The sequence below is a fragment of the Sphingomonas sp. genome (genome assembly GCF_035317925.1).
Taxonomy (GTDB): domain Bacteria; phylum Pseudomonadota; class Alphaproteobacteria; order Sphingomonadales; family Sphingomonadaceae; genus Sphingomonas_I.
In genome coordinates this window covers 17,058-40,151 of sequence record NZ_DATHFV010000088.1, presented here as the reverse complement: position 1 = coordinate 40,151, position 23,094 = coordinate 17,058, and the positions used below count along the sequence as shown (strand labels likewise).

Genomic DNA, 23,094 nt, shown 5'->3' with positions numbered 1-23,094 from the left:
CCCGCGCGGTCGGACCGCGCCTGCCGGAATAGGCCCTGTAGGGATAGCACAGCCCCGCCCTCCTGTCGCCCTTTGTTACCGCAACCGGTAGCGCGCGAGGAACGCCCACATCGCCTCGTTGTCGGCCACCCAGTTATGCGTGCCGCCGATCGTGATCCGCGCGACCACCGCCGAGCCCGCCCTGCAGCCGGCGAAGCCCTCCTCATAAACCTGCGCCGTCACCTGGCGCCGGGCGAGCGCAGAGGCGCAGCCGTCGAGCGCGGCCCAGCGCGCCTCGGCCGCATGCATCGAATATTGCCAGTAAGGCGCGCCGCCGCCCTCGATCGGGTTGGTCGTATCCTTGTCCCCGGCGAACGCGATCACCGGCACCGGCCGGGACGGGCGGCAGGTCGCCGGATCGGGGCGCTGCGGATCGCTCTTCAACGGAATGCCCGCGCGCAAGCCGACCACCGGCGCGATCGCGGCGAAGCGGTCGGCGGCGATGCAGCCGAGCAGGCTGCTCATCCGCCCGCCGCCCGAAATGCCGGTCGCATAGACGCGAGTGCGATCGACGCAATGCTGCGCCGCCAGCCAGCCGATCGCCCGTTCGACGAAGGCGACATCGTTCGCGTCGCTCGGATCGGGCATCCGCCCGGTGACCGACGGCACGCCGGGGATGTTCCAGACGAAGCCGCCATTGGCGGGGATACCGCCATCGGGCGCGGCGAGGATGAAGCCGTGCCGGTCGGACGTCGCCTCCAGATGCGATTTGCGCAGCACCGCCGCGCCATCCTCGCCGCTGCCGTGGAAGGCGAACAGCAAGGGCGCGGGCCGCGCCGGATCGAAACCCGCGGGCAGATGGATCAACATCGCGCGGCCGGTATCAGGAATCGCGACACGCTGGGTCTGGCCCGGCGCCCCGCAGTCGCTCGCCGCATATGCCGCCGGCATCCACGCCAGCAGCAGCAAGGGCAATATCCGCAAAAGTGGCAGCAGCGTGCGCATCATGGCCTCCCCCTGGAACGCGCAACCTACTCCCGGGCCGGAACACAGGCTAGAGCGCGCCCATGACCGATCCCGCCCCCGTCCGCTGCGCCTGGTGCGTCGGCGATCCTGTGATGGAAGCCTATCACGACGCCGAATGGGGCGTGCCGGTGCGCGATTCCCGCATGTTGTGGGAGATGCTGATCCTCGAGGGCTTCCAGGCCGGCCTGTCGTGGCGGACGATCCTGCACCGGCGCGAAGGCTTCCGCGCCGCCTTCGACCAGTTCGATCCCTTAAAGGTCGCGCGCTATGACGCGGCCAAGGTCGAGACACTGATGGCCGACCCCGGCATCATCCGCGCCCGCGCCAAGATCGAGGCGACCATCGGCAACGCCAAAGCCTATCTTGCCATGCAGGCCGGCGGCGAGGACTTCGCAGACTGGGCATGGGCGCAGGTCGGCGGGGCGGTGCGCAAGAATGACGGCGTGCATGTCCCCGCCAGGACGCCTGTGTCCGAAGCCTTGTCGAAGGCGCTCAAGGCCAAGGGCTTCAAGTTCGTCGGCGCGACGATCGCCTATGCCTGGATGGAAGCGGTCGGCATGGTCAACGATCACGCGCCCCACTGCTTCCGCCGCGATCAGGTCTGAGGCGCATTTCGTCGCAAAGCCGGCGCCGCTTTCATCGGGCGTTCAGGCTGGAATGGCAGACTTGCCGCGCTGTCGAAAAGCGGAAGAGGATATGATGCGTACTCTCTCCAAACTCCTGATCGCCGGGGCCGGCGCGCTTGCCGTGGGCGGTGTCGCCATCGCGGCCTCCAGCCCCAACCATGTGATGAACGTCGCCCTGCCCGACGGCAGCGTCGCGCAGATCCATTATGTCGGCGACGTCGCGCCCAAAGTCGTGGTCGCGCCCGACGAAGCGATGCCGGTCGCGTTCGTGGCGGCCGATCCGTTCGCGATGATGGACCGTATCTCTCTGGCGATGGACCGCCAGATGGACGCGATGCTGCAGCAGGCGTCGCTAATGGCCAATGCCGCGCCCGCCGCAAACGGCCAGCTTAGCGAAGCCGCGCTCAAGACGCTGCCCGCGGGCACGGTCAGCTACAGCTTTACCTCTTATTCGAGCGGCAATGGCGCGAGCTGCAGCCAGAGCGTGCAGGTGACGTCGCTTGGCGCAAATCAGGCGCCCAAGGTCGAGCGGCAAAGCCAGGGCGACTGCACCGCGATGAACAGCCGTCAGGCGACGCCCGCGGTGCAGCAGGCCAAGCCCGGCGCGCCGACGCTGACACCGGCCAGCCTCGAAAAGCCCAAGGCACCGGCCGCCAAGGGCCCGATAATCTAAGCCCGTCATTCCCGACGGCCGATTAGTCACCGAATAGCGATCACCTCGATCGCATCGTCCTTGCCGGCGAACGGCACCAGCTCGCCCTCGGTGGCGCCGATCAGCGCCTGGGCGAGCGGCGCCTGCAGCCCGAGCAGCCCCGCCGCCGGATCGGCCTCGTCCTCGCCGACGATCTGGATTTCGCGCTTCGCCTTGTTGAGCGTGAAGGTCACGTGGCTGCCGAAGCCGACCTCGTCCGCCGTCGGCGCGGGCTGGACCTGAGCCGACGCAAGTCGGCGGCGCCAATAGCGCAACGTGCGCTTCTGGTCGTCGCTGGGCGCGTCGATCGCCTCCATCTCGGCGACCTTGGCCTCGATCAGCGCCAGGCCGCGTTCGGTCACCAGATTAGGACCGGGCGGGACCGGCAGTTCGAACTTCGGTTCCAGATGTTCCTCGTCGCTCTCGCGACGGAAGGCCACGCTCACCTGATCATTCTCCTTCTCATGGGAGGTTCAACGTCCCGGGGGCGGAACGGTTCGCTCCGCCCCGGCACCGTCATTGCGGTTTCGGCGCGGCATTCTGCATGGCGGCGCGGCCAGCCATGATCTCGTCCGGCGTCAGGATGCCGTCATGGTTGGTATCCCACAGATCGAAGCGCGCCGTGTCGTGCGCCTCGATCTCGGCGGCGGTGGCCTTGCCGTCGCCATTCGTATCCATGCCCGCGAAGATCCGGTCGAGGATCTCCGGCGGCGGCGCGCTGCCCATCGCCCTGGCGATCGCGGCAGCCAGCTCGACCTTGGTGAGCGCGCCGTCATGATCCGCATCCGCGGCTGCGAACTGCTCCTTCGAATGCGAGAGGAACTCGGCGCGCGGGATCGGTTGCGCTTGCGCCCAGGCCTGCGTGGCCAGGCCGAGCGTCAGCGTGGCCGCGATCATCGTCTTTTTCATGCAAATCCTCTCGGCGCGGAAGCGCGCTTTCCGGCTCTACTGCGCGGCAGACGTGTCGCATAGCGTTGCACCGCAGCACCCCTCATGCGAAAGGCGCGCGAATCCCAAGGAGTGTGAAGATGAGCGACGTCAAGCGCGTGGTGCTGGCCTATTCGGGCGGCCTCGACACGAGCGTGATCCTGAAGTGGCTGAAGGAGACCTATCAGTGCGAGGTCGTGACCTTCACCGCCGATCTCGGCCAGGGCGAGGAACTGGAGCCGGCGCGGGCCAAGGCCAAGCTGATGGGCGTCCGGGACGAGCATATCTTCGTCGACGATCTGCGCGACGAATTCGTGCGCGATTACGTCATGCCGATGATGCGCGCCAACGCGCTCTATGAAGGCCTCTATCTGCTCGGCACCTCGATCGCGCGGCCGCTGATCGCCAAGCGCCAGATCGAAATCGCGAAGCAGGTCGGCGCCGACGCGGTCAGCCATGGCGCGACCGGCAAGGGCAATGATCAGGTCCGCTTCGAGCTTGGTTATTATGCGCTCGCGCCCGACATCCGCGTGATCGCGCCGTGGCGCGAATGGGATCTGACCAGCCGCACCCGCCTGATCGAATATGCCGAACAGCACCAGATCCCGGTGCCCAAGGACAAGCGCGGCGAATCGCCCTTCTCGACCGACGCGAACCTGCTCCACACCTCGTCCGAGGGCAAAGTGCTCGAGGATCCGTGGGACGAGGTGCCCGACTATGTCTATTCGCGCACCGACAATCCCGAGGATGCGCCCAACACGCCGCAGGTCATCACGATCGATTTCGAGCATGGCGATGCGGTCGCGATCGACGGCGTCGGCTATGGCCCGGCCGATCTGCTCGCCAAATTGAACGCGCTCGGCAAGACGCACGGCATCGGCCGGCTCGACCTCGTCGAGAATCGCTTCGTCGGCATGAAGTCGCGCGGCATGTACGAGACGCCGGGCGGCACCATTTACCACCTCGCCCATCGCGGTATCGAGCAGATCACGCTCGATCGCGGCGCCGCCCACCTTAAGGACGAGCTCGCGCCGCGTTATGCCGAATTGATCTACAACGGCTTCTGGTTCTCGCCTGAGCGCGAGATGCTGCAGGCCGCGATCGATCACAGCCAGGACAAGGTGACCGGCACCGTCCGATTGAAGCTCTACAAGGGCAGCGTGATCGTCACCGGCCGCAAATCGCCCTTCTCGCTCTATTCGGAGAAGGTCGTGACGTTCGAGGACGATCAGGGCGCCTACGATCAACGTGACGCCGCCGGCTTCATCAAATTGAACGCGCTCCGCTTGCGCCTGCTCGGACGCCGCGACGGACGCTGATCGTTTGCATGTGGGGCGCTTAGCGCCTCCAGTGCGGACGTGAATCAGAGCAACAACAATGGCGGCCTGCCGTTCGCGGCCGACGCGGACGGCGTGACGCTCGCGGTGCGGGTCACGCCGCGTGCGTCGCGGACCGAGATCGTCGGCGTGCGCGACATGACCGACGGGCGCCTCGCGCTCGCCGTCCGCGTCGCGTCGCCGCCGGCCGAAGGCAAGGCCAATGCCGCCTTGATCGATTTCCTCGCCGACACGCTCGGCATCGCGCGCTCGGCGATCAACCTGCGCGCGGGAACGAGCGCGCGGCTGAAGCTGGTACGGGTTTCGGGCGATGGGCCCGCGCTGGCGGCGCGGCTGGCGGCCTTGGTCGGCGTCTAGAAACCCCAGTCGACGATCTCCCAGCCGCGCTTCGCGGCCAGTGCCCGCAGACCCCGGCTCGGGTTGACCGCGATCGCGGTGTCGGCCCACGCCAGGACCGGTTCGTCCGATACATGGTCCGAATAGAAACGAACCTTCACCACGTCGCGCGCGATCTTGTGCTGCTCCATCCACGCCTGGATCAGCCGCAATTTGGCCGGCCCGTAATTATTCTCGCCGTCGATCTTGGCGCGGATGATGTCGTCGAGCCCGGTGATGCTGCCGGTCGCGATCACGTCGTCGAAATCGAGCCGCTTCGCGATCGCCTCGACATAGAAACGGTAGGATGCGGTCGCCAGCACCAGCCGCCGCCCCGCCGCGCGATCTTCCGCGATCTGGCGCCACGCACCGGGATGGATGTTGGTCTTGCAGATGAAGTCCGCGAACGTCTCGACTGCGGGCCTGAGCTTCGCGCGCGACACGCCGCCGCCGATCAAAAGCCGCTGGTTCAACTCCTTCAGCCGGCGCCGGTCGATCAGCTTCAGGCCGTAGGCCGCCATCGTGAACGGCACGAACGCCGCCAGCGCCAGTCGCCACGGATTGAGCGCCTTCGCGGCATGGATCAGGAAGGGCGTGTAGGTGCCCGTCCGCGTGATCGTGCGGTCCATGTCGTAGATGGCAAGATCGGCCAAACGCTCTTCCTCTTGTGGGCCTTGGGAAGCGAAAGACTGTGAAGCATATGTTGCACGCGTCTTTCAAAACGCGCTGACCATGAAAGACGCCTCTGAACAAGCGGTTCCGCAGGGAACATTACGCACCCGTAAGCGTCTCGGTTGCGATGATCGCTCGTCGCCATTGCGCTTTCGCGCGCGTCCAATAGTCTGACCGTATGAGCGCCCCGGCCGATTTCGAACTGGCGGACAATGCCAAGACGTTGCGCTTCTCGGGCTCGATGACGCTCGCGCAACTCGGCCAGCTGCCACAGCAACTCGACGAACTCGAAGCCTCGCCCGACCGGATCGACTTGGCACCGGTCGAGCGGATGGACACGGTCGGCGCGTGGCTGGTCCACCGCATCGCGCGCGATCACGACATTCCGGTCGTCGGCGCGAGTGAGGATCAGGCGCATCTGCTGTCACAGGTTGCGGCGGCCGACCAGCCGCTCAAGATCCGGCCGGATCACGCATCCTCGCTACAGCGCGTTCTGGGCAAGATGGGTGAGGCGACGGTGCGCGCCGGCACCAACCTGGTCGGGATGCTCGGTTTCTTCGGCGCCGTCCTGATCACGCTCGCCACGCTTGTTCGCCATCCGCGCCGCATCCGCTGGACTGCCGTCGTCCGCCAGTTCGAGGTGGTCGGCGTCGATGCGCTCGGCATCATCGGCCTGATGAGCTTCCTGATCGGCATCGTCATTGCCCAGCAGGGCGCGATCCAGCTGCGCCAATTCGGGGCCGAGGTGTTCACGATCAACCTGGTCGGCCGTCTCGACCTGCGCGAACTGGGCGTGCTGATGACCGCGATCATGGTCGCGGGCCGATCGGGATCCGCCTTCGCCGCGCAGATCGGGTCGATGAAGCTCGCCGAGGAAGTCGATGCGATGCGCACGATCGGCGTCGCGCCGATGGAGGCTTTGGTCATTCCCCGCATCGTCGCGGCCGTCGCGATGATGCCGCTGCTCGCCTTTTACGCGGCCATGGTCGGGCTGCTCGGCGGCGGGCTGTTCTGCTGGTTGAGTCTCGATATCCCGCCGGTCACTTTCGTCGCGCGCATCCGCGAGGTCGTGCCGATCACCGATCTGCTACAGGGCTTGATCAAGGCGCCGGTGTTCGGCCTGATCATCGCCATCGCCGGCTGCTTCCAGGGCATGCAGGTCGAGGGCAATGCCGAGGCGGTCGGCCTGCGCACCACCGCAGCGGTCGTGCAGTCGATCTTCCTGGTGATCGTGCTCGACGCCTTCTTCGCGGTCTTCTTCGCATCGGTTGGGTGGATATGAGCGTCGCGCCCAAACCCAACACCGCGCCCGACAGCGACGATCTCATCTGCGTGCGCGGACTGAACAACCGTTTCGGCGATCAGCTGGTGCACGAGAATCTCGACCTCGACGTGCATCGTGGTGAGATATTGGGCGTGGTCGGCGGATCGGGCACGGGCAAATCGGTGCTGATGCGGTCCATCATCGGCCTGCAGGAACCCGAATCGGGCGATGTCACCGTGTTCGGCGAATCGATGGAAGGGCGCGCGGATACCGATGCCCGCAACATCCGCCGCCGCTGGGGCGTGCTGTTCCAGGGCGGTGCGCTCTTCTCGACGCTGACCGTGGCCGAGAATGTGCAGGTGCCGCTGCGCGAATATTTCCCGCATCTCGAGCCGCAATTGATGGACGAGATCGCCGCCTACAAGGTGACGATGACCGGGCTTCCGGCCGAGGCCGGGCCCAAATATCCGTCGGAATTGTCGGGCGGCATGAAGAAGCGCGCGGGCCTTGCGCGCAGCCTCGCGCTCGATCCCGAATTGCTGTTCCTCGACGAACCCACCGCCGGGCTCGATCCGATCAGCGCGGCCGCGTTCGACGATCTGATCAAGAGCCTGAAGGAGACTTTGGGCCTGACCGTTTTCCTGATCACGCACGATCTCGACACGCTCCACGCCATCTGCGACCGTGTCGCGGTGCTCGCGGATCGGCACGTGGTTGCGGTCGGAACGATCCCGGAACTATTGGCGTTGGACCATCCGTGGATTCAGGAATATTTCAACGGTCCGCGCGGCCGCGCGGCGCAGGATGCGGCCGATCGGGAAGACAAACAGGATTCCGCCGAGAATTTGAAACGGCGGCGGGCAGCGATGGAATCCGCAGGCGGCGATTCCGCAGTGAGCGATTCGGGGGCGTGACGCACTGATGGAAACGCGATCGAACAACGTGCTGGTCGGCGGGGTCGTCTTGGTCCTGATCGCGATCACGCTTGCCTTCACCGTGTGGCTGGCAGGCTTCGGTGGCTCTCACGAAAAGAAATTCGATATCCTGTTCAAGACCTCGGTCGACGGCCTCGCCAAAGGCTCGGCCGTGACTTTCTCGGGCGTGCCGGTCGGCAAGGTCGATGACGTCGTCGTCATGCCCGACCAGCCCGAGCTGATCCGCGTGCGGATCGCGGTCAAGGCGGACACGCCGGTGCTGCAGGGCACGACCGCGACCATCGCCGGCGTCGGCTTCACCGGTGTCAGCCAGATCAACCTCGACGGCGCCGTCACCGGCGCGCCCGCGATCGACCAGCCCGGGCCGTTCGGCCTGCCCCTGATCCCGCCCAAGGCGGGCGGGCTCGGCGCGATCCTCAACAATGCGCCGGCTTTGCTCGATCGCCTGACCAATCTGACCGAGCGGCTGAGCGATCTGCTCAATCCGCAGAATCAGCGTTCGATCAGCAACATCCTCGCGCACCTCGATACGATTTCGGGCGCGCTCGCCAATCGCAGCAGCGATATCGCGGCGACGCTCGCCGATGCCCACGTCGCGATCCAGCAGGCGGGCGAGGCGGCGCAGAAGTTCGGCGTGCTCGCCGATACGACCAACGCGAACATCAAGCCTTTGCTCGCCAATCTCAACGACGCGGTAGCGTCCGCCAAACACAGCATGGCCAATCTCGACGAAGCCGTCGACGACGCCAAGCCAGGCCTCAAGGCGCTGTCGACCCAGACCGTGCCCGCGATCAACCAGCTCGTCCGCGATCTGGGCGACACCGCATCGTCGCTCTCGGCCATCTCGGGCAAGCTCAACCAGGGCGGCGCGGGCGGTCTGATCGGCGGACCGAAATTGCCCGATTACAAGCCGAGGAAGTGATGAAGAAACCTGCTCTCGCTTTGCTCGTCGCAGCCGCCGCGCTGCCACTTTTCGGCTGCATCAGCTTCAGCCCCAAGCCGCCGCCCCGGCTGATGGCGCTGTCGGCGACGACGCCGCTCGCGCCCGGGACCGCGATCACCGCCGGCGACAAGAGCGCGATCTCGATCGCGCGGCTGAGCGCGATTCCCGCGCTCGGCACGCAACGCGTGCTGGTGACCGACGGCGCGACCGCGATCGCCTATCTCAAGGGCGGATTGTGGGCGGCGACGCCGACCGAGCTGTTCCGTGGGCTGCTGTCGGAGACGATCACGGTCAAGACCGGCCGCGTCGTCACCGATCCGCGCATGCTCCAGATCCAGCCGAACACGCGGCTGGCCGGCCAGATCTCCGCGTTCGGACTGGACGGCCCGGGCAATGCGGTGACGGTGACGTTCGACGCGACGCTCTCGCATACCGGCAGCGATCAGATCCAGAGCCGCCGCTTCTCGGCGCGCCTGCCGGTGTCGTCGCAGCAGCCCGAGGTGGTTGCGGCCGCGCTCAATCAGGCGGCGAACCAGGTCGCGGGCGAAGTAGCGGACTGGATCGGACGCTAACCCACGCCTCATGCCGGACTTGTTCCGGCATCCACCTATTCTCCGCACTGTCCGCGCCTGTTGCGCGGTGGAGGCCGAAACAGGTTCGGGGTGACGTCGGAGCTTAGCTCAAACTCTTCGACACCTGCTCGGTCACGTCCTTGGACAAACCGGGCGTTTTCAATATCCGCTCCAGTTCCTCGCTCATCGCCGCCGCGCGCTTGGGCTCGAAGCGGCGCCAGCGGCCGAGTGCCGGCACGAGCCGCGCCGCGCTCTGCGGGTTGAGCGGATCGACTGCGAGGATCATGTCGGAAAGGAAGCGGTAGCCGCCGCCGGTCAGATCGTGAAACGCGCGCTGATTGACCGCGAACGCACCCGCCAGGGAACGCATCCGGTTGGGATTGGCGATCGTGAAATCGCGATGTTTAGCGAGCGCCTGCACCGCCGCCGGCGTATCCGCCCGCATCGACAGAGCCTGCACGCTGAACCATTTGTCGAGCACCAGGGCGTCGTCGTGGAAGCGCTTGTAAAAGGCGCTCAAGGCGGCCTCACGCTCGGGCGCGTCGCCGTTTGAGAGCACGCCGAGCGCGCCCTGGCGGTCGGTCATATTGTCCGCATCGGAAAACTGCTCGAACGCCAGCCGCGCCGCATCTGCCGTTCCCGAGGCAGCGATATAGCCGAGCGCTACGTTGCGCAGCCGCCGCGCGCCCTTGGCGGTCGGCGTATATTCGAAGCGGTTGGCATGATGCGCGGCATAAGCGTCGCGCCAGCCGTCCTCCATCGTCCGGCCGATATCGGCACGCAGCGCCTCGCGCACCGCCGCGATCTTGTCGGGATCGACCTCGGCCAATTGATCGCCGATCAAAGCCTCGGCCGGCAGCAGCACCGCTTCCGCCTTGAATGCCGCGTCGAGCGCCGGATCGGTCAGCGTGTTGCGCACCGCCTCCAGCACCGGGCCATGATCGGTCTTGCCGAGTGTCACGCCCGCGATCAGCGTGTCGAGCATCAATTGCTGCATCGCCTCGTAGCGCGCGAACGGATCGCCGTCGTGCGCCGACAGGAAAGCGAGCTCGGCCGGGCCGCGGTCGCTTTCGAGCACGATCGGCGCGGAGAAACCGCGGTTGATCGATAGGACGGGCTTCTCGTTCAGACCGTCGAACAGGATTTCGGACTTGGCGGCGTCGAGCGTGATCAGTTTCTCGCCGCCCATCGGTTTGCCGCTGCGCTCGCCGAGCAAGGCGACGCGCAACGGGATCACCATCGGCTCCTTGTCGGGCTGACCCGGCGTGGGCAGCATCGTCTGATCGAGCTTGAGGCGCGCACGGCCACCGGGCGCGTCATATTCGAGGCTGACCTTGACCCGCGGCGTGCCCGCCTGCGCGTACCACAGGCGGAATTGGCCGAGGTCGGCGCCGGTCGCATCCTCCATCGCGACGACGAAATCCTCGCACGTCGCGGCGTGGCCGTCATGGCGTTCGAAATAGAGATCGGTGCCCGCGCGGAAGCCTTCCTCGCCCAGGATGCTGCGCAGCATCCGGATCACTTCCGCGCCCTTGTTATAGACGGTCGCGGTGTAGAAGTTCGCAATCTCGATATAGGATTCCGGCCGGATCGGGTGCGCGAGCGGGCCCGCATCCTCGGGGAATTGGGTGGCACGCAAGGCGCGCACATCCTCGATCCGCTTGACCGCGGGCGAACCCTGATCGGCCGAGAATTGCTGGTCGCGGAAGACGGTGAAGCCTTCCTTCAAAGAGAGTTGGAACCAGTCGCGGCAGGTGACGCGATTGCCCGACCAATTGTGGAAATATTCGTGCGCGACGACGCCGGCGATCGCGTCGAAATCCGCGTCGGTCGCGGTGTCCGCGTCCGCGAGGATGTAGCGCGAGTTGAAGATGTTGAGGCCTTTGTTCTCCATCGCGCCGAAGTTGAAATCGGCGACCGCGACGATGTTGAAGATCGCGAGATCATATTCGCGACCATAAACGCGCTCGTCCCACGCCATCGACGCCTTGAGCGCGTCCATCGCATGCCCGGTCTTGGCCAGATCCTCCGCGCGCACCCAGATGCCGAGATCGATGTCGCGGCCCGATCGGGTCGTGAACGTGTCGCGGTTGGCGACGAGATCGCCCGCCACCAAGGCGAACAGATAGCAGGGCTTGGGAAAGGGGTCGCGCCACAGCGCATAGTGGCGCCCACCCTTGCAATCGCCGCTGTCGACCGGGTCGCCATTGGCGAGCAGGATCGGGAAACGATCCTTGTCGGCCTCCATCCGCACCGAATAGCGGCTGAGAACGTCGGGCCGGTCGGGGAAGAAGGTGATGCGGCGAAAGCCTTCCGCTTCGCATTGCGTACAGAGCAGGCCGCCCGATTCGTAGAGGCCCATCAATTTGGTGTTGGCCGACGGCGAAATCGCGACATCGGTCTCGATCAGATGGTCGCTGCCGGGGAGATCGATCACCAGATCGGAACCATCCATCCGCCACGCATCGTGCAATTCCTCGCCGTCGACCGCGACGCGGGAGGGCTGGAGGCCGTCGCCGTTCAGGCGCAGCGGATGGGCATGCGTGCCGTTGCGGCGAACGGTCAGCCGTGCGGTGACGATCGTCTCCGCCGGATCGAGCCGGAAATCGAGCGCGACCTCCGGCACCAGCCAGTCGGGCGGCCGATAATCCTCCCGCAGGATCGGGGCGTGGGGAGCTATCGCAACATTCAACGCATCAACCATGGCAACTGCCCTTATGGCGGTCCGCGTCAGGATGCCAGCCCGACCACAGTACTGGCCAGAAGCAAGCGAATCGGCTTAGCGCGCGGCATGGCTCGCCTCGTCCTGTTCGGCCCCGGTTATACGGGATCGCGTCTCGCATCGTCGCTGCAACGCGACGGATGGCAAGTGGATGCAATCAGCCGCCACACACCCAACGATATTGCACGCGCCGCGCTCGGGCAGGCGACGCACGTCCTCTCGACCGTGCCCCCCGGCGACAACGGCGATCCGATCCTTCCCGCTTACGGTGATGCGCTCCGCAAAGCGCCGTGGATCGGCTATCTGTCCTCGACCGGCGTCTATGGCGACACGAAAGGCGCGTGGGTCGACGAAAGCGCCGCGCTGGGCGGCCGCCGCGACGGGCGCATCGCCGCCGATCAAGCCTGGGCTGCGATCGGCGCGCGCGTCTTCCGCCTGCCGGGAATCTACGGGCCGGGCCGGGCGATGCTCGAACGGCTGAAGGCGGGCCAGGCGCATCGCATCGACCTGCCTGGCCAGGTCTTTTGCCGTATCCATGTCGACGACATAATCGGCGGCGTGCGCGCGGCGATCGAACGCGGCCCGGCGGGCGTGTATAATCTCGCCGACGATAGGCCTGCGCCGCAGAATGACCTGGTGGAATATGGCTGCGGCCTGCTTGGTCTGGCCGTGCCGCCATTGCGCACGCTCGACCAGCTCGACCTCTCGCCGCAGGCGCGGGCTTTCTACAGCGAGAATCGGCGGGTCGCGAACGAGAAGGCGAAGCGGCTGCTCGGCTGGCGGCCGCTTTACCCTTCCTATCGCGAAGGGCTGGCCGCGCTCGTCTGATAAAGGAAGCGGACGCCGGCCAGGGAGTCTGCGATGGCCGGCGTCCGCACCCGCCATCCTAGGCTTGGCAGGCCGATGGTCGAGTCAGGAACGGGGTCGGCGCGCCAAGCCGTTGCTCGTTTCAGCCGAGCGCCTTGTCGGGGCATCATGCCTTTGTCGTACGCGTCAAGACCCGTGACGCGACTCGGCCAGTCTGGTCGCCGATCGATTCGGAACTCCGATAAATGACTCATGCAAGCACAATTTGGCGCCGGCTGGCCGAAGGGTCATAATAAAGAGACATTGGACGTTCATGTGCGGTGGCCAAAGGGGACTGCGTGATGCGTGACGTGAAGATCGGACGAAGAGGCGGCTGAGCCGATGTTGCTCGCGTCCATTCATGATGTCGGTCCCCGCTTCGAAAGCGAGGTGGATCGGCTGGCCGGCCGGCTCGAGGCGCATGTCGGGTCCGGCCGTTTCGCGATGCTGGTCGTGCCTGACCATTGGGGCGAGGCGCCGCTTTCCGCCGCGCCCGCCTTCGCCGCGAAACTGCGCCACTGGGCGGACAATGGCGTCGAGATGTTCCTCCATGGCTGGTCGCACCGCGACGACAGCGCGCATGACGGCACCGCCGCGTGGAAGGCGAAGCATATGACCGCGGGCGAGGGCGAGTTTCTCGGCCTCGATCAGGCGGAGGCGACGCGGCGGCTGCGCGCCGGACGCGCGGTGGTGGAGAATGCGATCGGTCGGCCGGTGGCGGGCTTCATCGCGCCGGCTTGGCTGTACGGGCCGGGCGCGCGCGCGGCGATCGCGGCTGAACGGTTCCCGCTCGCCGAGGATCATATGCGGGTGTGGGATCCTATCAGCGGTGCCGTCTTGGCACGTGGGCCGGTCATTACCTGGGCAAGCAGAAGCAGGGGACGCACCGTCAGTTCGCTGGCGTTTGCGGCCTTGGCGCGGACGGCGCTTAAGCCTTTGCGAACGATCAGGATTGCGGTTCATCCGGGGGATGCCCATGTTCCGGCCCTGCTCCGGAGCATCGACGCCACCTTCGCCGCCTTCAGCGGTCGAAAGGCCGCGCATTATGCCGATTTGCATGGGACCGCACGCGGCGGACCCGTTCGAGGGGAAGTTGTTTGAGTAAGCTTGTAAGCGACGCCAACGCGGTCACCTGGGACGAGAAATCGTTCGATCCTCCGTTGCTGGAGGCCGGCAATGCCGCGCTGCGTTGGCTTGGGCCCGTCATTTCGCTCGGGATATTCGGCGCGGTCCTTTATCAATTGCGCGGTCTCCAGATCGGCGGCGTGGCGGCGATGCTGCCGCGCTCGCCGCTCTTCTGGCTGGCGTTCGCGGCTTATTATCTCGCCGCGCCCTTGTTCGATCTGCTGATCTTCCGCCGGCTGTGGCACCTCCCGTTCGTCGCCGGCTTGGGCGCGCTTACGCGCAAGTTCGTCGGCAACGAAATATTGATGGGCTATATCGGCGAGGTCCATTTCTACAGCTGGGCGCGCAGCCGGCTGAAGATGGTCGCCGCCCCATTCGGCGCGGTCAAGGACGTCGCGATCCTGTCGGCGGTGATGGGCAATGTCGTCACGCTCGCGGTGCTGGCGGCGGCGTATCCGTTTCTCCACGTGCTCCATCTCGGGGTTGCACCCAGGACTTTGGTGGCGGCGGTCGTCATCACGCTCGGCTCGTCGCTGGTGCTGCTGTTGGCGCGCGGTCGCGTGCTGACGCTCGGCGAGCGCGATCTCGCCTTCGTCGCCGCCGCGCAACTGGGCCGCGTCGTCGTGACCGCGCTACTGCCCGCTTTGCTGTGGCACCTTGCCTTGCCGCAGGTCGCGATCGGCTGGTGGATATTGCTCGCGGCGGTGCGGCTGCTGCTGTCGCGCCTGCCCTTGCTGCCAAACAAGGATTTCGCATTCGCGGCCGTCGCGGTCCTGCTGATCGGCCGTTCGGTCGCGATCGGGGATCTGATGGCGATGATGGCGACGCTCATCCTCGCCACCCACCTGATCGTCGGCGCGGCGCTGGTGCTCGCCGAATTCGCCTTTCCGCAGCAGGCCGCGGAATAGATGCGGATCGTCGACGTCTGCGCTTTCTACACGCCCGCGGGCGGCGGGGTGCGGACTTATGTCGAGCGCAAACTGAAGGCGGCACCGGCGGCGGGGCACGAGATGATCGTGCTCGCGCCCGGCCGCGAGAACCGGGTCGAGGAGCGCGGCCCCGGCGCGCGGATCGAATGGCTCGCCTCCCCGCGTTTCCCGCTCGACCGCCGCTACGGTTATTTCGCCGACCAGGCGCAGGTCCATGCCGCGCTCGACCGGCTGCGGCCGGACATGGTCGAGGCGTCGTCGCCCTGGCGCAGCGCGTCGATGGTCGCGGAGTGGCGCGGCGATGCGCCGCGCGCGCTGGTGATGCACGCCGACCCCTTGTCGGCTTACGCCTATCGCTGGTTCGGGCGGGTCGCCGAACGTGAGACGATCGATCGCGGCTTCGGCTGGTTCTGGCGCCATCTGCAGCGGCTCGATCGCGCGTTCGATGCTGTGGTGAGCGCATCGCCCAGCCTGTCCGCGCGGCTGCGCGAAGGCGGGCTGGCCAATGTCGTGACCAATCCGATGGGCGTCGATCCCGGCATTTTCGATGCCAATCTGCGCGACGAAGCATTGCGCGCGCGCCTGCTCGAACGCTGCGCGCTGCCGCCGTCGGCGACCCTGCTGATCGGCGTTGGACGCCATGCCGCCGAGAAACGCTGGCCGATGGTGGTCGATGCCGCGATCACCGCGGGCGCGGACCGCCCGGTCGGCCTGCTGCTGATCGGCGAAGGCCGCGACAGCGCCAAGCTCGCGCGCCAGATCGGCGACAACCCGCATATCAAATTGCTGTCGCCGATCCGCGAGCGCGCGGCACTGGCGCGCACCATGGCGAGCGCGGACGCGCTGATTCATGGCTGCGAGGCGGAGACTTTCTGCATCGTCGCGGCCGAAGCGCTGGCTTCGGGCCTGCCTTTGATCGCGCCCGATCGCGGCGGCGCGTTCGATCAGGCGCAGGCGAGCGGCGGCCTGACCTATCGTTCGGGATCGAGCATGAGCGCGGCGCAGGCGATCGGCCGCTTCGTCAATGCTCCGCTCGCCCGCCCGCCCGGCCCGGTGCGTACGATGGACGCGCATTTCGACGACCTGTTCTCGCTTTATCGGTGGCTCGAAACGCCTGCTGTGCGCGCCGCCTAAGCGCAGTAAGGGTAGGCAATGACCGGCCTCCCCCCGATAGATACCCTCGCCGCCGACGCCATCGCGATGCTCGCGCGGCTGGTGGCGTTCGACACGACCTCGCGCGATTCCAACCTGGCGCTGATCGAACATGTCGAAGGCCTGCTCAGTGGACTTGGCGTCACCGCGACGCGGGTGCCCAATGCCGATGGGCGCAAGGCCAATCTCTACGCGACCCTCGGCCCGGGGACGGAGGGCGGGATCGTGCTGTCCGGCCATACCGATGTCGTGCCGGTCGACGGCCAGAAATGGTCGAGCGATCCGTTCACGCTGACCGAACGCGACGGCCGCCTCTATGGACGCGGCACGTGCGACATGAAGGGCTTCATCGCACTCGCGCTCGCCTCCGCACCGATCTTCGCCGAGCCCGGGCGGCTGAAGCGCCCGATCCATTTTGCCTTCTCCTACGATGAGGAGGTCGGTTGCCTCGGCGCGCCGTCGATGATTGCCGAGATCGCGAACAACCTGCCCAAGCCGTCCGCCGTGATCGTTGGCGAGCCGACCAATATGGAGGTGGTCCACGGCCACAAGGGCATCACCAGTTATTTCGTCACCGTCACCGGCCACGAGGCGCATTCGAGCCTGACCCATCTCGGCCTGTCGGCGAACATGATGGCGATACGGTTGATGAATCGCCTCAGCGAACTCGCGGGGCAGCTGGAACGCGACGCCGATCCCGCTTCGCCGTTCACGCCCAAACACGCCACGCTTACGATCGGCCAGATCAACGGCGGCACCGCGGTCAACATTCTCGCGCGCGAATGCGTGTTCGTGTTCGACCTGCGCTGCCCGCCCGGGGTCGATCCGATGAATATCCTCGCCCCCTTCCTTACCGAAGCCGAAAAGCTCGATACCGAGATGAAGGCGCGCTTTCCCGAAACCGGCGTGGTGGTGGTCCGCCGCTCGCTCACCCCCGCCTTTGCGCCCGAGCCCGACGGCGAGGCCGAACGCGTCGCGCGCAGCCTGACGGGCGACAACGGCCCGCCGCGCGTGGTCGCTTATGCCGCCGAAGCCGGCCAATTCCAGGAAGCGGGCTTTTCGACCGTGATCTGCGGCCCCGGGTCGATCGAGCAGGCGCACCAGCCGGACGAATATGTCGAACGCGCGCAAATGGAACGCGGCGCAGCCTTCATGCTGCGGCTGGCGGAGATGCTGGCGGGCTAGCTCGCCAGCATGTGCCCGATTTCCCAGTCGAGGCCGAACGGATCGGTCAGACGGCCCAATCTCCAGCCATGACTCTCCCCGACCGGAAACACTTCGGTTGCGCCGGCGGCGAGCGCGCGGGCAAAGAACGGCTCCGGATCGGCAACGGTCAGGATCATCCGCACCGATCCGCCGCCGAGCGCGCCCCTGCTTTCGCCGTTGCTGACCCAGAATTCGGCGTCGCCGACCGCGAGCCGCGCGACGACATCCGGACTGATCTCCTCAAGGCGGTATACGATGCGTGCCCCGAACGCCTCGCCATAGAAACGAAGCGCCGCGTCCCCATCCGCGATCGTCAGCCAGGGTGCGATCGTGTTGGCCATCCTGTTTTCCTCTTCGAAGCCGATTCGTTGACGGGATTCACACGATTGTCACTATAGGCTATAGCGGAACGAAAGGAGACTCCCGCTATCCGCCAAGTTGCAGCTTTACCCTATCGAACCGATGACAGCGGCAAGGTGAGCATATTGCTCATCACCAGCCGCGAAACGCGGCGCTGGGTGCTGCCCAAGGGCAATCCGATCCGGGGGCTGGCGAGCCACGAAGCGGCCGCGCACGAGGCGTTCGAGGAAGCCGGGGTCAGCGGTATCGCCTGCCCGACCCCGCTCGGCCAATATGTTTACTGGAAGAAGCGCCGGAACGGGCAGCTGAAGCACGCCACCGTCGCCTTGTTCCCGCTCGCGGTGACCGAACAGGCCGAGGAATGGCCCGAGCAGGACGAGCGCGAGACCCAGTGGTTCGATCTCGCCCAAGCCGCCGCCGCGGTCGACGAGCCCGATCTCGGCCGCCTGATCGGCGGCTTCCGCGTGTCCCGCCCTACTGGACGGCGCGAGCGGTTATTGTCATGGGCGCGCAGACAAGGGGAGGATTTACCGATGCTGCGCTGGTTCCAAGCGCTCATGCCCAAGCAGGGGCGCTTCTTCGACCAGTTCGAGGATCACGCAGCGACTTTGGTCGCCGGCGCGGACGCGCTCGCGCGCCTGCTACAGGGCGGCCCCGACATCGCGATGCACGTCCAAGAGATTTACGATCAGGAGCATAAGGCGGACGATATCACCCGCGACGTGCTGCAGGACGTGCGCCGCATCCTGATTACACCATTCGACCGTACCGCCATCACCGGACTGATCGCGGCGATGGATGATGCGATCGACCAGATGAACGGCACCGCCAAGGCGATCACCCTGTTCGAAATGACCGATTTCGAACCGCAGATGCGCGATATGAGCGGCATCATCGTCGAGGCGGCACGCGTCACATCTGAAGTCGTGCCCCTACTGCGCTCGATCGGCGACAATGCGACCCGCATTCTGGAACTGACCGCGCGACTGGTTCAGCTCGAAGGCCATGCCGACGAAATCCACGATGCCGGCCTGAAATCGCTCTACAAGGCGGCCTCGGGCGATGCGAACCCGATGGCGTTCATCGTCGGCCGCGAAATCTACAGCCATCTGGAGCGCGTGGTCGACCGATTCGAGGATGTCGCCAACGAGATCCAGGGTCTTGTGCTCGATCACGCCTGAGCGACAATAATTGACTCATCTCGCCCTCCCATTGCTGTTCGGCCTGATCGGCATCGCCCTGCTGTTCGATCTGCTGAACGGCCTGCACGACGCGGCCAATTCGATCGCGACGGTGGTCTCGACCCGCGTGCTCTCACCGCAGGTCGCGGTGTTCTGGGCGGCCTTTTTCAACTTCATCGCCTTCCTGTTCTTCAGCCACAGCGTCGCCTACACGATCGGCAAGGGCACCATCGCCCTGGATGTGATCGACGCACAGGTCGTGTTCGGCGCGCTGATGGGCGCGATCAGCTGGAATCTGATTACGTGGGGCCTCGGCATTCCGTCGTCGTCGAGCCATGCGCTGATCGGCGGGCTGATCGGTGCGGGCACCGCCAAGGGCGGGATCGGCGCGATCGTCTGGTCGGGGGTCGGCAAGACGGTGGCCGCGATCTTCCTGTCGCCCCTGCTGGGAATGATCCTCGCGCTGGTGATGGTGCTGATCACCAGCTGGCTGTTCGCCCGCAGGACGCCGGCCATGGCCGACAGCCTGTTCCGCAAGCTGCAATTGCTGTCGGCGGCCGCTTACTCGCTCGGTCACGGCGGCAATGACGCGCAGAAGACGATGGGGATCATCACCGTCCTGCTCTACTCGCAGGGCCTGCTGTCGGGCGGATGGCACATTCCTTTGTGGGTGGTTCTCTCGTGCCAGGCGGCGATGGGCATCGGTACGCTGGTCGGCGGATGGCGCATCGTCCACACGATGGGCTCCAAGATCACGCGTCTGACGCCGAGGCAGGGCTTCTGCGCCGAGACGGGCGGTGCGATCACGCTCTTCCTCGCAACGCTCGGCGGCATTCCGGTCTCGACCACGCACACCATCACCGGCGCGATCGTCGGCGTCGGTGCGGCACGGCGCATGTCGGCGGTACGGTGGAGCGTGGCCTCGACGATCGTCGTTGCCTGGTTCGTGACCTTGCCTGCCGCCGCCGCGGTCGGTGCGGGCTTCTACGAGCTGACCAAACTGTTTTAGCGACGTCATGCTGAACTTGTTTCAGCATCCATCTATCATCCGCACCACTGCGCGCGGGGCTCGATGGACCCTGAAACAAGTTCAGGGTGACGGCTTATGTGGATTCACGCCCCCCTACTTCAGGTGTAGGCTGGCCGCGTGACCCCCGCTTTATCCGTAACCCGCTCGATCCTCGGCCAGCCCTGGCGTTGGCGCGGGCTCGAGACGGACCAGCGCGACGCAGGCTTCGCGCCCGACGATCTGGTCACGCAATTGTTGCTCGCGCGCGGCGTATCGCGCGACGCGCTGGAACAGCATCGCGTCCCCACGATCCGCGGCTTCATGCCTGACCCGTCGATCTTCCGCGACATGGATATCGCCGCCGAACGCCTCGCCGCCGCGGTGCTGGCGGGCGAGCCGGTGACCGTGTTCGGCGATTACGACGTCGACGGCGCGACTTCGGCCGCTTTGCTGATCCGGCTGCTGCGCGGGCTCGGGCTCGCGCCACAAGCCTATATCCCCGACCGGCTGATGGAGGGCTATGGCCCCTCGGGCGAGGCCTTGGTCAAGATCGCGCGCGGCGGCGCCACGCTGATCGTCACGGTCGATTGCGGCGCGCAGGCGTTCGAGGCGCTGGAAATGGCAGCGGCCGAAAATGTCGACGTGATCGTGGTCGATCATCACAAATGCGCGACCGAATTGCCCAAGGCGTTCGCTTTGGTGAACCCTAATAGGCTCGATGAGACCGAGGGTGCGGCGCACGGCCATCTCGCGGCGGTCGGGGTCGCCTTCCTGCTCGGCGCGGCGTTGCTGCGCAATCTGCGCGCGCGCGGCTGGTTCGCCGACCGGCCTGAGCCGAAGCTGATCGACCTGCTCGACCTGGTCGCGCTCGGCACCGTCGCCGACGTGGCTCAGCTCAAGGGGCTCAACCGTGCCTTCGTCGCGCAGGGGCTAAAGGTGATGGCGCAGGGCCGCAATATCGGCCTGACCGCGCTCGCCCGCGCCGCTGGGCTGGTCAAGGCGGTGACCTGCACCGATCTCGGCTTCGCGCTTGGGCCGCGCATCAATGCCGGCGGCCGCGTCGGCAAGGCCGATCTCGGCGTGCGTCTGCTCACCACCGAGGACGAGGCCGAAGCGGACCAGATCGCCGCCGAGCTTAACCGTCTCAACGAGGAACGCCGTGCGATCGAGTCGCTCGTGACCGAGGCTGCCGAGCTGCTGGTCGCCGCGCAGGGCAATCGCGCAGTCGCGGTGATTTCGGGCGAAGGCTGGCATCCCGGCGTGATCGGGATCGTCGCGAGCCGCCTCAAGGAAAAACTCGGCCGTCCCGCGATCGTGATCGCGGTCGATGGGGACGGTGTCGGCAAGGGTTCGGGCCGGTCGATCGGCGGTGTCGATCTCGGCGCGGCGGTGCTCGCCGCCAAGGATATGGGGCTGCTGGTCGCGGGCGGCGGCCATGCGATGGCGGCCGGCCTGACGATCGCCGCCGACAAGATCGACGCGCTGATCGAATTCCTCGACGAACGCCTTGCCGCCGACGTCGCCCGCGCACGCGACGACCGCGCGCTGCTGCTCGACGCGGTGCTGAGCGCAGGCGGCGTCGCGCCTGCTTTGGTCGACGCGCTCGAAGCGGGCGGCCCCTACGGCGCGGGCTGGCCCGCTCCCCGTGTCGCCGCCGGGCCGGTGCGGATCATCAAGGTCGACGTGGTCGGCAACGGCCATGTCCGCGCGGTGGTGGCGGGCGAGGACGGACGTTCGATCAAGACGATCGCCTTCCGTCAGGCCGACAGCGCCCTGGGTCAGGCGCTGCTCGGCGCCGGCCCACACCGCAGATTATGGCTCGCCGGCCGGGCCAGGATCGACACATGGAATGGCGGGACGCAGGCCGAACTCCACATCGACGATGCGGCCTGGGCGGATTGACGCTGCCTGCGGTTGACCTCTTGGGTTCGCCCCCCTAAGCGGGCGCCCGGATGGCCCCTTCGTCTAGCGCTCTAGGACGCGGCCCTTTCACGGCTGAAACACGGGTTCGATTCCCGTAGGGGTCACCATCCCTCAAGCTTGCGCGGCGAACCCGTGCATTTCGTTGGCCGGATCGGCAACGGCCGACCCGGCATGGTTCGATTCCCTTCTGGGTCACCATCCCCGCCCGATATCGGGCTCCGAGTGCGATCAGGCCGCCAGCGGCGCGGGGGACTCCAGCGCGACATCGTCCTGATGGGCGATCGTGACCTTGGTGCCCGGATCGGCATCCGAAATCACGACGGTAGCGCTGAGCTTGCGCGCCAGCGCCTCGATGATGCTCGTGCCGAGCCCGGTCAACGGCGGAGCGGCCACCCCCGGCATGCCGATGCCGTCATCCGTCACCGACAGTGACCAATCGTCCCCTTGCGACGCGTAGCCGACCTTGATGATGCCCGGCCGCTGCTCCGGGAAAGCATGTTTGAGCGCGTTGATGACAAGCTCGGTCACGATCAACCCCAGGCTAACGGACAGGTCCGCGGCGGCGCTGGCGTCGTCGGTGCTGACCTCGATCGAAAGCTGGTTGTGGTCGCGGATCATCGACGTGCCGATGCTGCGGCACAGATCGGTGAAATACGCGCGCAGCTCGACCTGGTCGAGCGTCGAGGTCGCAAGCTGCTGCTGCAAAGCGGCGATCGACATCACGCGATTATGCGCGTCGTGAAGATGCCCCCTGGTTTCCTCGGACTGGACGCGGCGTGCGCTCTGCATGAGCACGCTAGCAATGATCTGGAGGCTGTTGGCGACGCGATGCTGCAATTCCTGGAGCAGGATATTCTTGTCGCGCAGCAGGTCTTCCTTGAGCTTTTCGCTGAGCCGCGCATCGGTGACGTCGGCGGCGGCCAGCATCAGCCGGACATTGTCGTTGTCGGCATAATCGAGCTTTTGCGCGTTGAGCACGAGCTGGCGCGGTTTCCCGCCGCGACGATCCAGACCGAACTCGTAGGAAACGAGCGGCGCGCCGCCCGCCGCGGTGGCGCGGAGTCGAACCGCGAGTTGCGGCTCGCCCCATTCGCCCGACCCCAGCGTGTCGAGCGCCTGGCCGGCCATGGCGGCCGGATCGAGCTGAAAGATGTGGCAGAAGGAATCGCTTGCGGCGACGACCTTCAGGCCGCCGTCGAGCAACAACAAGGGCGCATGGGAGGAACCGATCATCGCCAGCATGAGGCTGCCAGCGACTTCGGGATGAACGGTGGACGTATGGTCCATGTCTGTC

General features: G+C 66.4%; 23 protein-coding genes and 1 tRNA gene. 17 read left to right on the top strand and 7 right to left on the bottom strand.

Going from position 1 to position 23,094, the window contains the following annotated elements; all coding sequences use genetic code 11:
- Nucleotides 1-75: 75 nt before the first annotated feature.
- Nucleotides 76-987, bottom strand: coding sequence for a PHB depolymerase family esterase (locus tag VK533_RS06850; RefSeq protein ID WP_324376118.1), 912 nt, complete (start codon nucleotides 985-987; stop codon nucleotides 76-78).
- A gap of 59 nt (nucleotides 988-1,046) precedes the next feature.
- Between VK533_RS06850 and VK533_RS06845 the strand changes: the two genes are divergently transcribed.
- Nucleotides 1,047-1,610 (top strand): DNA-3-methyladenine glycosylase I, encoded by a 564-nt coding sequence (locus VK533_RS06845; protein WP_324376117.1) that lies wholly within the window; start codon nucleotides 1,047-1,049, stop codon nucleotides 1,608-1,610.
- Between the two features lie 91 nt (nucleotides 1,611-1,701).
- Nucleotides 1,702-2,304, top strand: a complete 603-nt coding sequence (locus VK533_RS06840) for a hypothetical protein (RefSeq protein ID WP_324376116.1) — start codon at nucleotides 1,702-1,704, stop codon at nucleotides 2,302-2,304.
- Between the two features lie 26 nt (nucleotides 2,305-2,330).
- Here the strand turns inward: VK533_RS06840 and VK533_RS06835 are convergent, their stop codons facing one another.
- Complete coding sequence (locus tag VK533_RS06835) at nucleotides 2,331-2,768, bottom strand: GreA/GreB family elongation factor (protein ID WP_324376115.1); 438 nt, start codon at nucleotides 2,766-2,768, stop codon at nucleotides 2,331-2,333.
- 70 nt (nucleotides 2,769-2,838) lie between these two features.
- Nucleotides 2,839-3,231 (bottom strand): EF-hand domain-containing protein, encoded by a 393-nt coding sequence (locus VK533_RS06830; protein ID WP_324376114.1) that lies wholly within the window; start codon nucleotides 3,229-3,231, stop codon nucleotides 2,839-2,841.
- Between the two features lie 119 nt (nucleotides 3,232-3,350).
- Here VK533_RS06830 and VK533_RS06825 point away from each other — a divergent pair, with 119 nt between their 5' ends.
- Together VK533_RS06825 and VK533_RS06820 are read left to right on the top strand one after the other, a co-directional pair.
- Entirely contained in the window at nucleotides 3,351-4,568 is a 1,218-nt protein-coding gene (locus VK533_RS06825) for an argininosuccinate synthase (RefSeq protein ID WP_324376113.1), read from the top strand.
- A gap of 39 nt (nucleotides 4,569-4,607) precedes the next feature.
- Nucleotides 4,608-4,943 carry a DUF167 domain-containing protein gene (locus VK533_RS06820; RefSeq protein ID WP_324376112.1) on the top strand — a complete coding sequence of 112 codons (336 nt, stop codon included), beginning with the start codon at nucleotides 4,608-4,610 and terminating at the stop codon, nucleotides 4,941-4,943.
- Here the strand turns inward: VK533_RS06820 and VK533_RS06815 are convergent.
- Nucleotides 4,940-5,614, bottom strand: coding sequence for an HAD-IB family hydrolase (locus VK533_RS06815; RefSeq protein WP_324376111.1), 675 nt, complete (start codon nucleotides 5,612-5,614; stop codon nucleotides 4,940-4,942). The two genes, VK533_RS06820 and VK533_RS06815, sit on opposite strands and share 4 nt — an antisense overlap.
- Before the next feature lie 197 nt (nucleotides 5,615-5,811).
- On the opposite strand from VK533_RS06815, the gene VK533_RS06810 reads away from it, so the two are divergent.
- Genes VK533_RS06810 through VK533_RS06795 form a run of 4 tightly spaced genes read left to right on the top strand, consistent with a single transcriptional unit; the run spans nucleotide 5,812 to nucleotide 9,347 of the window.
- Complete coding sequence (locus tag VK533_RS06810; RefSeq protein WP_324376110.1) at nucleotides 5,812-6,915, top strand: ABC transporter permease; 1,104 nt, start codon at nucleotides 5,812-5,814, stop codon at nucleotides 6,913-6,915.
- Nucleotides 6,912-7,811, top strand: a complete 900-nt coding sequence (locus VK533_RS06805; protein WP_324376109.1) for an ABC transporter ATP-binding protein — start codon at nucleotides 6,912-6,914, stop codon at nucleotides 7,809-7,811. Before VK533_RS06810 ends, VK533_RS06805 begins: the two co-directional genes overlap by 4 nt.
- A gap of 7 nt (nucleotides 7,812-7,818) precedes the next feature.
- Nucleotides 7,819-8,754, top strand: coding sequence for an MlaD family protein (locus tag VK533_RS06800; RefSeq protein WP_324376108.1), 936 nt, complete (start codon nucleotides 7,819-7,821; stop codon nucleotides 8,752-8,754).
- Nucleotides 8,754-9,347: an ABC-type transport auxiliary lipoprotein family protein gene (locus VK533_RS06795; protein WP_324376107.1), complete on the top strand. Its 594-nt coding sequence runs from the start codon at nucleotides 8,754-8,756 to the stop codon at nucleotides 9,345-9,347. Before VK533_RS06800 ends, VK533_RS06795 begins: the two co-directional genes overlap by 1 nt.
- A gap of 103 nt (nucleotides 9,348-9,450) precedes the next feature.
- Here the strand turns inward: VK533_RS06795 and pepN are convergent, their stop codons facing one another.
- The gene (gene pepN / locus VK533_RS06790) at nucleotides 9,451-12,051 is read right to left on the bottom strand and encodes an aminopeptidase N (protein ID WP_324376106.1); all 2,601 of its coding nucleotides are present in this window, start codon (nucleotides 12,049-12,051) and stop codon (nucleotides 9,451-9,453) included.
- An 87-nt stretch (nucleotides 12,052-12,138) separates the two neighbouring features.
- Here pepN and VK533_RS06785 point away from each other — a divergent pair, with 87 nt between their 5' ends.
- From VK533_RS06785 to argE, 5 genes are all read left to right on the top strand, one after another.
- Nucleotides 12,139-12,897 carry an SDR family NAD(P)-dependent oxidoreductase gene (locus VK533_RS06785; protein WP_324376105.1) on the top strand — a complete coding sequence of 253 codons (759 nt, stop codon included), beginning with the start codon at nucleotides 12,139-12,141 and terminating at the stop codon, nucleotides 12,895-12,897.
- Between the two features lie 360 nt (nucleotides 12,898-13,257).
- Nucleotides 13,258-14,016 carry a polysaccharide deacetylase family protein gene (locus tag VK533_RS06780; RefSeq protein ID WP_324376104.1) on the top strand — a complete coding sequence of 253 codons (759 nt, stop codon included), beginning with the start codon at nucleotides 13,258-13,260 and terminating at the stop codon, nucleotides 14,014-14,016.
- Nucleotides 14,013-14,948, top strand: coding sequence for a hypothetical protein (locus VK533_RS06775; RefSeq protein WP_324376103.1), 936 nt, complete (start codon nucleotides 14,013-14,015; stop codon nucleotides 14,946-14,948). The genes VK533_RS06780 and VK533_RS06775 overlap by 4 nt, the downstream gene beginning before the upstream one ends.
- Nucleotides 14,949-16,103: a glycosyltransferase gene (locus tag VK533_RS06770; RefSeq protein ID WP_324376102.1), complete on the top strand. Its 1,155-nt coding sequence runs from the start codon at nucleotides 14,949-14,951 to the stop codon at nucleotides 16,101-16,103. It begins immediately after the preceding gene.
- An 18-nt stretch (nucleotides 16,104-16,121) separates the two neighbouring features.
- A complete protein-coding gene (gene argE, locus VK533_RS06765; protein WP_324376101.1) occupies nucleotides 16,122-17,306 on the top strand; it encodes an acetylornithine deacetylase in 1,185 nt (394 codons plus the stop codon).
- Here the strand turns inward: argE and VK533_RS06760 are convergent.
- Nucleotides 17,303-17,668, bottom strand: a complete 366-nt coding sequence (locus VK533_RS06760; protein ID WP_324376100.1) for a VOC family protein — start codon at nucleotides 17,666-17,668, stop codon at nucleotides 17,303-17,305. The genes argE and VK533_RS06760 overlap by 4 nt on opposite strands.
- Before the next feature lie 87 nt (nucleotides 17,669-17,755).
- On the opposite strand from VK533_RS06760, the gene VK533_RS06755 reads away from it, so the two are divergent.
- The 4 genes from VK533_RS06755 to VK533_RS06740 all read left to right on the top strand — a co-directional run bounded on the left by VK533_RS06755 (nucleotide 17,756) and on the right by VK533_RS06740 (nucleotide 21,907).
- Nucleotides 17,756-18,868 (top strand): DUF47 family protein, encoded by a 1,113-nt coding sequence (locus tag VK533_RS06755; RefSeq protein WP_324376126.1) that lies wholly within the window; start codon nucleotides 17,756-17,758, stop codon nucleotides 18,866-18,868.
- Between the two features lie 10 nt (nucleotides 18,869-18,878).
- Nucleotides 18,879-19,877: an inorganic phosphate transporter gene (locus VK533_RS06750; RefSeq protein WP_324376099.1), complete on the top strand. Its 999-nt coding sequence runs from the start codon at nucleotides 18,879-18,881 to the stop codon at nucleotides 19,875-19,877.
- Nucleotides 19,878-20,015: 138 nt separating this feature from the next.
- Nucleotides 20,016-21,779 carry a single-stranded-DNA-specific exonuclease RecJ gene (gene recJ / locus VK533_RS06745; protein ID WP_324376098.1) on the top strand — a complete coding sequence of 588 codons (1,764 nt, stop codon included), beginning with the start codon at nucleotides 20,016-20,018 and terminating at the stop codon, nucleotides 21,777-21,779.
- A gap of 52 nt (nucleotides 21,780-21,831) precedes the next feature.
- Nucleotides 21,832-21,907: transfer RNA gene (locus tag VK533_RS06740), tRNA-Glu, on the top strand.
- A 121-nt stretch (nucleotides 21,908-22,028) separates the two neighbouring features.
- Here the strand turns inward: VK533_RS06740 and VK533_RS06735 are convergent.
- Nucleotides 22,029-23,087, bottom strand: a complete 1,059-nt coding sequence (locus VK533_RS06735) for a sensor histidine kinase (RefSeq protein ID WP_324376097.1) — start codon at nucleotides 23,085-23,087, stop codon at nucleotides 22,029-22,031.
- Nucleotides 23,088-23,094 lie beyond the last annotated feature (7 nt).

Coding starts and splice junctions, on each gene's coding strand:
- VK533_RS06850 (WP_324376118.1), bottom strand. CDS start 987: ATGATGCGCACGCTGCTGCCACTTTTGCGGATATTGCCCTTGCTGCTG.
- VK533_RS06845 (WP_324376117.1), top strand. CDS start 1,047: ATGACCGATCCCGCCCCCGTCCGCTGCGCCTGGTGCGTCGGCGATCCT.
- VK533_RS06840 (WP_324376116.1), top strand. CDS start 1,702: ATGATGCGTACTCTCTCCAAACTCCTGATCGCCGGGGCCGGCGCGCTT.
- VK533_RS06830 (WP_324376114.1), bottom strand. CDS start 3,231: ATGAAAAAGACGATGATCGCGGCCACGCTGACGCTCGGCCTGGCCACG.
- VK533_RS06825 (WP_324376113.1), top strand. CDS start 3,351: ATGAGCGACGTCAAGCGCGTGGTGCTGGCCTATTCGGGCGGCCTCGAC.
- VK533_RS06810 (WP_324376110.1), top strand. CDS start 5,812: ATGAGCGCCCCGGCCGATTTCGAACTGGCGGACAATGCCAAGACGTTG.
- VK533_RS06805 (WP_324376109.1), top strand. CDS start 6,912: ATGAGCGTCGCGCCCAAACCCAACACCGCGCCCGACAGCGACGATCTC.
- VK533_RS06800 (WP_324376108.1), top strand. CDS start 7,819: ATGGAAACGCGATCGAACAACGTGCTGGTCGGCGGGGTCGTCTTGGTC.
- VK533_RS06795 (WP_324376107.1), top strand. CDS start 8,754: ATGAAGAAACCTGCTCTCGCTTTGCTCGTCGCAGCCGCCGCGCTGCCA.
- pepN (WP_324376106.1), bottom strand. CDS start 12,051: ATGGTTGATGCGTTGAATGTTGCGATAGCTCCCCACGCCCCGATCCTG.
- VK533_RS06785 (WP_324376105.1), top strand. CDS start 12,139: ATGGCTCGCCTCGTCCTGTTCGGCCCCGGTTATACGGGATCGCGTCTC.
- VK533_RS06780 (WP_324376104.1), top strand. CDS start 13,258: ATGTTGCTCGCGTCCATTCATGATGTCGGTCCCCGCTTCGAAAGCGAG.
- VK533_RS06770 (WP_324376102.1), top strand. CDS start 14,949: ATGCGGATCGTCGACGTCTGCGCTTTCTACACGCCCGCGGGCGGCGGG.
- argE (WP_324376101.1), top strand. CDS start 16,122: ATGACCGGCCTCCCCCCGATAGATACCCTCGCCGCCGACGCCATCGCG.
- VK533_RS06760 (WP_324376100.1), bottom strand. CDS start 17,668: ATGGCCAACACGATCGCACCCTGGCTGACGATCGCGGATGGGGACGCG.
- VK533_RS06735 (WP_324376097.1), bottom strand. CDS start 23,087: ATGGACCATACGTCCACCGTTCATCCCGAAGTCGCTGGCAGCCTCATG.